At 40.0% G+C, this 12,824-nt stretch carries 4 protein-coding genes; all 4 read right to left on the bottom strand.

The window, feature by feature from the left end; all coding sequences use genetic code 11:
• Positions 1–330: 330 nt before the first annotated feature.
• The 4 genes from IEV85_RS12405 to IEV85_RS12390 are packed head-to-tail and all read right to left on the bottom strand — an operon-like array spanning position 331 to position 12,814.
• A complete protein-coding gene (locus tag IEV85_RS12405; protein WP_188463766.1) occupies positions 331–2,454 on the bottom strand; it encodes a fibronectin type III domain-containing protein in 2,124 nt (707 codons plus the stop codon).
• On the bottom strand, positions 2,435–9,301 hold the full coding sequence (locus IEV85_RS12400) for a hypothetical protein (RefSeq protein WP_188463764.1): 6,867 nt from the start codon (positions 9,299–9,301) through the stop codon (positions 2,435–2,437). The genes IEV85_RS12405 and IEV85_RS12400 overlap by 20 nt, the downstream gene beginning before the upstream one ends.
• Positions 9,302–9,323: 22 nt before the next feature.
• The gene (locus IEV85_RS12395; RefSeq protein WP_188463762.1) at positions 9,324–11,015 is read right to left on the bottom strand and encodes a hypothetical protein; all 1,692 of its coding nucleotides are present in this window, start codon (positions 11,013–11,015) and stop codon (positions 9,324–9,326) included.
• Entirely contained in the window at positions 11,012–12,814 is a 1,803-nt protein-coding gene (locus IEV85_RS12390; protein WP_188463760.1) for an IPT/TIG domain-containing protein, read from the bottom strand. The genes IEV85_RS12395 and IEV85_RS12390 overlap by 4 nt, the downstream gene beginning before the upstream one ends.
• Positions 12,815–12,824: the final 10 nt, after the last annotated feature.

Here is a 12,824-nt window from a genome sequence, read left to right as displayed (position 1 = left end):
CAGATATACTAACCTTAATTAAGTGTTTCTTAAACTTTAAAACTAAGTGTAAAACCAAGAAAAAGAGAAATTTTACTAAATATTGAGGTTTCAATTACACTTTAAAGTATTTTAAACAAAATTTTATTCTTTATCTTTTTGCTTGATCAAAAAGATACAAAAAATCAAGACAAAAAGATGCTCCCACGCTACAATTCAACGCGCTCCCCGCCTTTTTGTCGACCAGCCCGCTCGGTTTTAGCAAGACTTGTCCTGAACGATCGGGATATTATTTGGTTATCAAACAGTGCAGTATTTATCATGAGCTCCCCAACTAAAACTCCATAGTTCTTAAAACTGAACTGCCACTACTTCTCCAAAGTCGGTAATTTGCCCGCTTTTTAATTGTACCTTCAAAGTATACTCGTAGCGTGATCCTTCTTTAACAAAGTAGTCTGAGAAGCTTTTAGTTTCAGGAGAAAATGTTTTATAGCTTTTAAAATTTCTTCCATCCACTGCCCTGTATAATACAAAAGCATGGATACTATTATTCATGTAATTCCACGAAAGATCAACCGAGCCTTCCTGATCATTTTTAGAGACAGCAATATCAGATAGTGACGCTGCTTTTTCTTTTTGTCTCATTTTTATTTTTAAAGGATAAGCCGGAGTGGATTGTAAGCCATCATTATCAATAGTAATTAAACTGTAGCTATAAATCACCCCACTTTCTACATCAAGGTCTTTGTATTGCACTACCTCATCAATGGCTTTGAAACGTTGAATCTCTGAAAAAGCTTGATCACCTGTTGACCTCAATAAAAGATATTCTTCAGCATCTTTGCTTGAGCTATTACCCCAATAAATTTCTATACCTCCCCGGTCCACCTTAAAATCTGTAAAAACGGGGCTGGTCGGAGGAATAAAATCAGGTCGTTTTAATCTAAGCGTATCTGAGCTTACAGATCGGTTAAAATTAACATCCACAGCAATCAGGCAATAGAAAATCTCTTCAGTTAGTGTTTTAACTTGTACTGTATCAGTATACACTGTATCTTGAATGGGATGGTTATTAACAGTGGTGAAAACATGGTCTTTAGCGTTGGAAAAGTAAAGGTTATAACCTTTTATATTTTTTTCAGCCCCCAGTTTCCAGGTTAAAGTCACCAGCCCTGTGCTATCTATTTTTCCCTGAAGCCCTGTCGGAGCAGCCGGTGGAATGCTATCAATCATAGGTGCAAAGCTTATAAGTGAATTGCTAATATTTCCGGCTGTATCCAGCGCACTCACCATATAGTAATTGGTTCCCATTTCCACTGCAGTTTTATCAATAAATTCCCTGGTTCCCGGTTTAAGTGGTTTATCAAAAAGAGGCACAAAAGTACCCTTAAAATCTTGTGAGCGAGAAACTACATACCCAAGGAGGTCTTTTTCTTCTTTATCTTTTTGCCATTTAATTTTTACACGTGAAGAGGAAACGGGCGTGCTTTCGATATTATAAGGTACGGAAGGAGGGGTTCTGTCTCTACCCATCGCTTTAAAGGGTTGAGAAGGTTTAGATATTTCTCCAAATGGACTCAAGCCTAAAATTCGGTAATAATAAACTTTATAATTTTGCTCTAATGAATCACTGTAAACAATGGAAGTGTGGCTTTCCGCAAATTCTTCTGACAAAGCATTGACATAAGGTTGCTCATTCAGCCGTTGAAAATTTTCACCATCGCTGGATCTTTCTATGTAGTAAGCGGAATAATATTGATCGTATATCGCTCTATCCCAATAAAAGGAAACTTTCAATTCCTCTTCCAAAATTTTTGAGGGTGCCACTTCCGGCATTTCAAACACTTTTGAAGTATTAACTACCTGATAGGCAGTATCTATTTTATAGTTTTTAGACTCTTCCGCTAAAAAAATCCGATAGATGTACACTTTATTTTTTTCTATGTTTACATCTTCAAACCTCAAGCCAAGCGCTTCAGCGGTTTCCGGTGAAAAATCAGCTGATAAAAGCGCAAAAGAATAGCGGTTTTTGAATTCATCTGCCTTATCCAAAAGTCCACCTGTATTGTAGCCTTCCCCATATAAAGACTGTGCGGCAATGGCTGCATATTTATCTTTACCCTCTCCGGCAATTTTTTTCCACTCTTCCAATGGCCATGGTTTTACAGGCTGATTCACTATTGCTTCGAACTTTTCCGGATTGTAGGTGCTGTCGCTCTTAATTTCAGTACGCTCTATCATGTACCCCAGCTGATTACCTACATGCCAGCCGCCTGCTTGATCAGGAGACCAACGAAGAATAATAGAATTCCCTGTATATTTTGCTATTGCAAATACCTCACTTTGAAAAGCAATTACAGTATCTTTCTCTACGCTTGGTTGTACTTTTAGGGTGTCGGGATTGATCTGGGCGTAAGCCCCACAGGAACCAAAAGCAAAAATGGCCAGTAAAATTTTACCTAAGTGATTCATCATGATAATTGATATTAAATGATCTTGTAATATTTGACCCCAAAAAACTGCCAGGGTACTTATAGGTGATTTTATAGCGATAAGCGCCATTTCTTAAACTAAAATAGGAAATTGGTAAGGCAATAAACTGTGTTGCTTTTCTATATAAAGCAGGGTTGTCTCTATTTAAAAAATAACCGTTGGTATTTTGACTACCAAATAAACCAAATCCTACTAAATCACGTGCTAGCCACCTACTTACCTGAGACTGAAAATTCATTGCATCCAATTTGACATAGAGGCTGGTCTGAAAATTCAATCCGAAATCCTGCGTGGCAGTGCTCACATTGCTATTGTTCATTGAAAAATTACCCCCCAATGAAAAAACATTAGAGAACTGCCCGTTGATGCCTGAGCTAATGCCTGTGTTGGCTATTATATTATTGCTTAAATTGTTATTTCCTACTCCCGGGGAATTTGAAGTAGAACCAGCAGATGCTTGATTTCCATAAGCACCTATTCCAGCCGCCCTATCCAACTCCCAATCTGCCAATGGCCTGCCAATGTCAGTAATTGTGGCCAAAGAGATAGTTTTGAATGGCGTGACATTAAAGATAGAATAACCTCTTCTTGTAGATTGTAAAGGACCAAAATTTACCTCATACCGACCCGTCATACTGGATCTGCTTGGTCTGCCATTTAGTCTTTCCAGGTCGCTATATAAGTCGTAGAGGTAATAACGTGCCGTATTATAATAGTTATTGGCCGATTGTAAGTCTAAAAAATTCAATAGGGGATCCAGTATTTTAGTACCATTTTTATAATAACCATTCACCTCAAATTCATCAAAGGGTTCCTCCATTTTACCTCTTAACTGTACGTGCTCAAAAAGAGACCCTCCTAAGTATTTGTAGTCTGCAGTTAGGCTCACTGAACCTAATTTTGCTTGCAAAGAATTAAACTGACTGGTTCTGAAATGGAATTTATAAAGGATTTTTTCACGAGGCCGATCGATTTCTGTTGGTAACAACTTTGCTTTGCTGAGACTTAATTCAGCAGTACCTGCATTTCTTAAGGTAAAAGCCCGGGTGATGGTAGTGGCAATCGCAGGGTTAATGCCATTATTACCTTCCAATGCCAGTCGATCCCGAAGTTGATCAGATTGTGATCTTTCAACTATTTTTTCTTTAATAATTTGAACACCATATACCTTGCTATTCTCTAATGAAGTTGGCATCTGGAAATATAATTTCCCACTTCCCAGTGTAATGTCTCCAATCAACTCTTCCTCACTTTCCAGTTGAATATACCTCGCAAAGAAATTATAACGCTGACCTTCTTCATCTTCTTCTTCAAATAAGTAATGTTGGTCTACATCAACATACTTAAGCATTCCTCTTCCCCTGTCGGTCTCATTTTTCAGGAAGTAAGCCTGCCTGTCAAAAGGGTAGGTGTAGGCAACTTGTTCTTCTGCAATCTCATCGGGCCGATCGCCAGTAGTGAATGTTGCACTTTTTGTTTCACTCCAAATATTTCCATTGTTTCGCACCAATGCATGTGTCCCATTAGGGAAATACTCTCTGGCTTTTACAGATACCTCAAATTGATGCCTTGTCTGTGCCTCCAAAGCGCCTGCCTGTTGAAAGGTACCTGAAACGTTTTCCGGATTCATATAATAGCTTCCTGGCACATCCTGATTATTTTTCAGATCACGAAGAGTAGCACGCTCTACAAATGGGAAGAATACTCTTACTTTTTCCGGCTCGTCTTCCAAGCCTGCCGGCAGTTCCATCATTTCTCCTACAGGTAAAGCAAATGCTACTTGTGGCTTTTGAAAAACGCTAATATCTGTGTCGCCATTGTCCGGTACAAAGCCGGAAATAAATTCTATATCAGAAAAAGGGTTAGGATCAGTGTAGGTACATTTTTCACCAGCTTCTACCTTAAAGTTACAGTAACCTTTCACTAGTCCTCCTAAAATTCTGTAGGAAAGCCCGGCACGACCGGTTATCCATACTGGCTTTGGCATTCCTCCTTCCAAACTCACTGCAGCCCCTAATTCAATAATAGGGAAGCGGCCTTTAATAAAGAACAAGTTAACCTGAACACCTAATTCACCTCTAATTGCTGCGTACATCCTACCTTTACCATACCAACCATTTATGCCCGGACTAAGGCCTGTTTCATAACATACTCTGCTTTCATTTCTGGAGATATTCATGTCAAAACCCAGCCATAAATCCAATTTGGCGTAGAAAATGGCAAAATCCATATCAGCCCCAAAATAAAAGTGTGCTCCCAGGGCAAAGCCTGTTCCGTTTTCATATTTATTATTGAGATGTGCCGGAACTTCCCTATTGAGTGTACCAGGGTTTACACTTCCATCAACACTGGCCTGCTGTTCACCATATAATAAATTCCTTACCTCAACTGGTAAAGGAGGAAGATCTGCCGGAATGCCATGCCCTACCATTAGGTAAGTCATAATTTGAGCTCGAATGACGGCCACATTTAAATCCAGACCTGCTCTCTGAGTCTCTGGTTGTTTGCCCATATAAAAGTGCCAGGTATCATTATCCACCAGAAATTCTGCCCGAACAAATAAGTTATCCTCTCCCGCTCCGGTTAAAATAGGATCTACTTTCACAAAAATATCGAAGTTACCATACACTCTTTTACCTCCTTCGCCATCATTAATATAGCCCATTTCTATATTAGCAGTCACTTTAGCATCTTCCCGCTCATCAAAACCGGCCATTACATAGCCATCGCCTCTAATAATGATTGATGCGAGACCATAACCTGCAAATTCTGCTTCTATACCCACATCCATATTAAAGGTTTTAGGTTCTGCCATGGCCATTACCACAGAGGCTTTCAATCCTAACACTGTTGGAAAATAAGGCTGATACACTGCTCCGGAGCCACGTCCTGTTTCTCCTTCAGCACCTGTTACAATGGTTTGTGGCGGAGTAGTTAGCCGCATATGGTGATAGGCACCCCCTCCAAAACCGCGAAGTTCAAAGCCCGGGAATAACGGTACTGTACCTTGGGGTATTCTTAATGAACCATCTACATACCAGTAGGAAAAGTAATTTTCAGTATTAAAACGAGCCGTTTTTGTTCTCCTAACAGTACCAAACTGAACGCCAACATTTACAGCCATATCCATAGGCAGGGTTACAGCTACATTCCCCTTCATTCCATTACCATAAACAGGGTCTTCTTCATAAAATTGCAAAGCTCCTGCAATGCGAATGCCCCCATCCATTGTTTGATCTATTGAAATGGCATCCAATCTGGTTCTGTCGTACGCAAATCGTATTCTGTCATCAGCATCCGTTTCAACCCTGCCAATTATTTGCAGTCCGGCTTCCGCATGAAAACCTGCTTCCGACAACGTAAGTGCTAAATCAAAATCTACAGCCGGGTTGGTAAAGCCTCCACTAAAGCCAATATCATTGATGTTTAGAGGGAATCCTGCTGCACTTTTCTGAGGACTGGTGAATCCAAAATGTTGAATTCTAAACTGATCTTCAGTACTTAAATGCAAGCCTTGAAACTCAATGCCGGGCAATGACAATTCAGGAATACCTAAATCCCCTTCTATAGACATATCTCCACTCAAATCCATTGAAAGTTTAGTATTGGTGGCAGATCCGGTTTCAAAAAGAATTTGAGAGTCGGGATTTAAATTCACCTTAGCTACCCACGCAGTCATATTAAGGGTATCTTTAACAAAAACCCTAAAATTGTATGCAAGGGTATCGTCTACAAAGGAAAGGGCAGTACTATAATGCAGGTAATCATCCTCATCAAAAATTGGCGTACCCAGCTTTCCTCTGAAGCCTCCACTAATATTGGTATTCTGCACTATCCCAAAGGCTATACTATCAAGGGAAAAAGCCCACCCTTCAATTTCTCCATCATCATAATCGATTAAATTTCGGACAGAAACACTGCCTGTAAAGCCGGTTTCGTCAATGATTATATTTTGCACATTGGCTTCTACATCGCCAATTATATCGTCATCAAACTCTTTAGGCGCATGTAAAGCCAGTTCTTTCAAATAAAATCCTTTCCAGGTATTAACTTGTCTTGGATTATCAGCACCCGAAAAGTCGTAATTTTCAGGAAAGGTAAAACCGGGTGGGTTTTCCAGATCAGACCAGTCCAGATAGGCTACTATGGGTTTAAAGCCCCAGCCTTTCATACCTTTCACCTGGAAAGCAGAAAACTCAATGCTTCCCATGTAATTATTGCCCCTGCAACCTTTAAAAGCAAAAGTTCCTTTTACCTGTTCGCCTTCATTTACAGTTTTATCCTCATTCATAGCGATGAGCTTATCACTGGGAATAGAGGCTGTACCACTTAACCTGGCACATTTAAATCCTGTACAATCGAATTCTATATAAGATGCTTTTGTAGTATCACCATCCATAGTACCATTGAAAACAAAGGAGAAATCTCCGGCAGTAGCTATTTCATGATCTCTTGCCAGATACAATGCGTATTCATCTCCAAAACCAGAAGGTGTTATACATAAACCTCTGGCCCCAAAAGCAGGTAATTTGTTACCTAAGGCAGGAATATCAACCCTTGCTACTGCGGTAATGTCAGCCTTTCTCGGATTAAAATTCATCTCAGTAATTCCAATCACAAACCGATAATCATCAATTTCTGTGTCTAAGCCCAAGGGCATTCCCATAGGTCGGGTGCTCCCTAAAAGGCTCACTAATCTCTCTCCTGTTTCAAAAACTTCTTCCAAAGCATCCGATTCTGCCTCACTGAAATCCGGAATACCAGTAGGCACACCATTGATTATGGTGGAAATACTGTCGGTAGTGATGTGAGGTAAATCGTCTTTTGCTTTTGCTTTTCCATCAAAAATCCTCCCTTCAGCATTCGCTTTTATGTTAGTGAAAGCCACGCTCACTTTTACATTGTTAAGAAAGGGAATGCTAATTTCTCCATCACCACTATATTGATCGCTCCCTGTACTATTAACAGAGGTTATTTTCAGACTGAATTTACCCATCCTTAAAGTTGAGCCATTTGTAATCGCCACTGCTGTGGTATCGGTAATTTCTGCATCAAGGCATTCGCTGATACAGCCGGCTGGTGGCTCAGGGGTAGTTTCTCTGGTTGTTGAGTCGGTTGTCCCGATGGTAAAATTCCACACCGGGCTTATGCTGTAAGCCTGAGAGTTTAGATCACCAGGAGTTTTAAGCCATTTTAACCTCCAATAGTAAATACCTTCTTCTGTAAAGGCAGTATCTCTTTGAATTTGTTTGTACAATGCATTGATAATTTCAGTGGAATCGCTCACCCCATTTAAGACAAGGTCATTTATTCGATTATTTGCAGTGAAATAAATACTGTCAAACGTAGATTCCGGGGATACTTCCAATACCCAATGTTCATCTACTGTGCTCGAAAATAAATTCACCGGGCTGCCCCCACTATATTGTGCTATATCGAATTTAGGTACCAATGCTTCAGGTTTCTCGGCAGAGTTCCAACTCAGTGTAATATTTCCGGGTGCCTGTGTGGAACCTGTTGGCGGTGATTCCAGTATTGCAGGAGACATACCTCTGGTGAACGTATTTTCTTCACTAGCGCCATTTAAAACGGCACCATTTCTATACTCCATGCTTCCATTGAAATTCCATGCATACACCTTGCCTCTCCCCAAATTAATGGTCCAATCAGCAGGGTTTTTATAGACCGGCAAATTTTGAGATTGCTCTTCTGTCATGTCACTAAAGCCTAAGTCTCTTTGTTCGATCAATGGACCCCGGGGCCAACGGTTTCTGGCTGGTTTTGTATCAATGGTAGAAAAACTACCGCCCCTATTTTCCTTTAAAGTAAAATCTCCCGTAAAAAGAAAATAGTCGTCATAGGGTGTAAACTTTGTAATGAATGGAAAAATATCGAAAGGAATATAATCGCCATTCTTCGGATAGGCGGCATGAAAAGCAAATGGTTCTCCTCCGCTTGTACTTCCATAGGTAAAATAGCAGACCTCACTGGCACCATTATTTCTGAAAGCAATTTCCTCGCTTGGATCAATGGCTATTACCTGGTAAACATAGGACTTACCAATTTCCAACATTACATCCGAATCTATTAACAAATTAAAGTTATTCGAGAAGAGGCCTCTTTCATCTACAAGATAGGGTGCAGTAGCACTTTGCATGGCATTGAACGGATTTCTGCCGGGTGGATCAATTTCCACCAGCCTAAAAATAAATTCCGTGTTTCCAATTCCATTTGCCGGAGGTGTAAATAGCCAATTGAAGGTAATAGAAGTTGCATCAGCAGAAATAATTGCCCCACATTCCGGATTAATAATTACTGGTGGATCAACATATGCATTTGGTATATTATAACATCCCATCATCAATTCAGGTGGCGGAGAAAGTGCTAACCCTCTGGTTTGGCAACTGAAAGCACGAAGACAAAGTTGATAATCTCCTTCCGGTAATGCCTGATCTCCTCGAATTTGAGAAGCTGTAATTCCTGATAACCTAAGTCTATCCGGGTCAAAAACACCTTCTAAGTCAGCACCTGAGAGTGTGTTCATACCGGGGCTGATGGTAATACAGCTTGAGGTTCGACTGTTGGGATCTGTTTCTATTCTTATCCCCCTGCTATTATTGGTAAGTGTTCCTAAAAAAGTGATGTCATAACTTTGTCCACTGGTGTTGTTTACATTAATGAAAATCTGAGAAGAAATATCAGTGTAATCGGATAAGCGCAAAGGATAGGGAGGTGCTACATTTACCTGCACATCCAAGGGAAACTGAGCCTGTGCCTTTAAGTACAAACTCAAGCTAAAAAATATTATGAGAAGGAGATGTTTTTTCATAATGATACTATTTTAAAAATCTTTAAAAGGCGTAACTATAGGTTAGATTCCCCAAAAATTCATTGAAATTTCTTATGCGTTCGTTAGCCGAATGCTGTCTTATTAAATTGGTACCAAAGCCTATAGAATGCTTTTCAGCAGGTTTGTAGTCACCTCTAATTCCAAATCTTAAAGTTTTACCTCCTTGCTCTCCGTCCAGCTGGGTGACATTGTAAGCCAGGGTACCATTGAGCGAAAATTTATCGTCTGCAAATGACTTGTTTGTATTCAGGTTACATCCCCAGCGAAATGTACTGATGGTGCTATTTTCGAAGTTATTGTAATTGATAGTGCCTCTGTAGCCCCACTTACTATCTCTATTACTAAACCTGAATGTAAAGTGAGGGCTAATAGAGCGAGAGTCACTGTTACCCAAGCCCTCATTACTCATTTCCTGACTCATAGACTGGTTCGTATATCCTACACTAATGCCATAGACTTTCACTTTGTTACCAAAATTATAATTCATATTGAAGGAAAGATTATTGGAAAACTGTACTAATTGCAGAGAGTCAATTACGTCCCGGGTTACTGCATTAATTTGTCTTTGATTGATCTGAAAATTGGTGTAAGACCCGGAAAAGTTGAGTTTTGCTACGGGAGAATAGTTTACCTGAACTGAATTGATTCTTCTGTTGGTTTGATTGCTTTTATCTTCGAATAAGTTATTACGCTGCCAGCCGACACTTGTATTTACTGTTAATTTCCTTTTGAACATGGACCAGCCAGGAGAGAAAGTGATATTTTCCAAATCGTTATTAAAGAAATAGGCCCCCATTGTCTGGTAGTCAGGTTCTATTCTCTGATACTGGAGGCGTAAATTCACCTGTCTTATTCTGAAAGAAAGAGATGATTTTACGGCTGTGAGAAATTGTGTGGAATAGTTTACATCCAGAAAATTATTGATAATTCCTGAGAGAGGTATATCTGTATTATCCATACCCTCTGCAAATAGGTTGCTGGTCCAACCACTTAAACCTACATCTGCTGAGAAAACTAAAGTATTGAAAAGCCTCTGTTGCGTTTTGATTCCTAACACCAGGTTTTCCTGCGGGTTTACAATGACGCTATCGAGGGGCCTATCTATAGAATTAATGAGGTCTCGTCCTTTAAATAAAATCAAGTCAAAGTAATTGCTACTGGTACCATAGCCTATTTTCACAGAATAACCTTTTCTTTTATAAGTAGGCTCCACAAGGTAGTCCTCTGTAAAATCAGGTGAAATCGGTGCTAACAAAGTGCCATACATGGCTCCAAATCGCCAGTTTCCAGGGTCGAGCTCTATTCCCACTCCATTAAAAACATGGCCATTTAAAGTGAAATCAGAAAAAGACATATTCCTGAAACCGATATGTAACTTAATCCACTTATAATAAGGACTTACTCCAAACTGGTTAAAGGGCTGCCTGAACTCTTCATTTTTTCTACTCAGCACAAAGCTAAAAGGTAGGGTTAAACCATAGATGCTTAAGGTTGGGTTTCCATAAACAGACCAGATAAAGGGTTGGCGTGATGGATTTTCTCTACTACTTGCATAAGTCTGCATTCCAAGCCCTACATTCCCTGAAATACTGAGCGGCTTTTGATCTTTTAAATTCTCTAAATCCTGCGCCTGAAGAATAGGACTTAAGAGCAGTAAACTAAATAAGAGAGATATAGCTAGTTGTCTTTTCATTCGATGGTGAGTATTCTAATAGATTTATTATTATAATCTCCCACCAGAATTTCTGAGCTTGAGACAGCCAAAACACTTACTGGCGTATTGAATTGAGCAGATGAGCCGTTCCCGTTCTGGTTACCTGATGAGCCGTTGCCAGCCAGGGTAATAGTTTCCCCATTAGCTATCATTCGTATGCTATGGTTAAGAGCATCCGCTACATAGATATTTCCTTCATCATCCACATCAACATCAATAGGCCGGTTAAATCGCGTTGATTGATTTGTTCCATCTTGGAAACCTGCCTGATTAATTCCTGCCAAAGTGGTTAATTCCAAAGTGGAAAGATTTAATGACCTGATACTATGATTGAGGTAATCAGCTATGATTAAATTGCCATTTCCATCCAACACAATACCCGCAGGAAAATTTAAGCGAGAAACATTTGGGTTGCCATTGACAAAACCTGGCGTGCCGTTTCCGGCAATAGTGCTTACCTGCTGGGTTTGTAAATTGATCCTTCTGATCGCATGGTTTTGGAAGTCCGCTACATAGATCATACTGCCATCGATGGCTACCCCTACAGGATTATTGTATTGGGCTTGTTGCATCATATCCCCATCCGCAAACCCTTCCTGTCCTATACCTGATACGGTTGAAACATTACCACCAGAGACACCTCGTATTGAATGATTGGAGCGGTCAGCAATAATAAGGTTATTGTTACCATCTAATGCCATTCCTGAGGGCAGATTGAATTGAGCATTTGCGGATTGACCATTAACAAAGCCTGGCTGGCCATTGCCAATTGCCGCTACGAATTGATTGGTATTTAAATCATAAAGACGGATAATATGTCCGACATCATCAGCAATTAAAAGGAAATTAGTTAGTTGAATGATGTCAAAAGGGTTTCCAACACCGTCACTTACCAGCGTATTGACAGTAACCACCAAAGGGAGGTTCGTAACTGTAAAGACAGGTCCTTCAGCCTTTTGTCCATTGCTGATTCTGTTAACAACCACAGGACCGGTGGTGGCTCCATCAGGTACAATAAAAACTATCTGGGAATTGGAGACACTAATAAGATTTGTTTCCTCGCCATTTAGTGTTACAGTAATGTCGTTTAAGTCGTTACCGAAATTTTCGCCCGTTACAATTACCTGGGTCAGTTCAGGGCCTGAATCAGGGCTTATCGACTGGATACTTAAAACTTGAGGAGTTAGAATGGTAAATACAGGACCAACGATTGTATCTCCTTCCGAAGCAATGGCTACATTTCCTGTTGTTGAATTAGCTCCTACCGTAAAAAGTATTTCAAAATTAGTTACTGCATCTATTTGCACCGGCTGCCCGGCTAAAAGGACACTTAAATTGTCCTCACTATTTCCAAAATTATTCCCATATATTTTTACCTGAGTAAATGGTAAACCTTCATTTGGGCTGATGGAATCGATAATAATAAGTTGAGGTACACTATCATTCTCACCTAAAACAGTAAAGTCTGGCCCCATACTGATACCATAAGGATTTTGAACTGAAACAGGCCCGGTTAAGCTGTTAAATGGCACGCTAAAGTTGAGATGATCATCCTCAATATTAAAAATAGGGGCACTCATTCCATTTAAAAACAGGGAGTCAACCTCCCGCAGTTGAGAACCATTTAACCTGATAGTATCTCCATAGTAACCTGAAACGGGAAATAAATTCGATACATTTGCAAGCCTTGAATCGGCCTGAGGAATACCCTCCTCCAGGCAGGAGATAAACGGTAAGAAACAGGAGAGTATAAAAGCTAAGTAAACTATCTTTTTCATTTGAGTGCTT

This window comes from Marivirga lumbricoides (assembly GCF_014636295.1).
Taxonomy (GTDB): Bacteria; Bacteroidota; Bacteroidia; order Cytophagales; family Cyclobacteriaceae; genus Marivirga; species Marivirga lumbricoides.
This window is presented reverse-complemented; position numbering and strand designations above follow the sequence as displayed.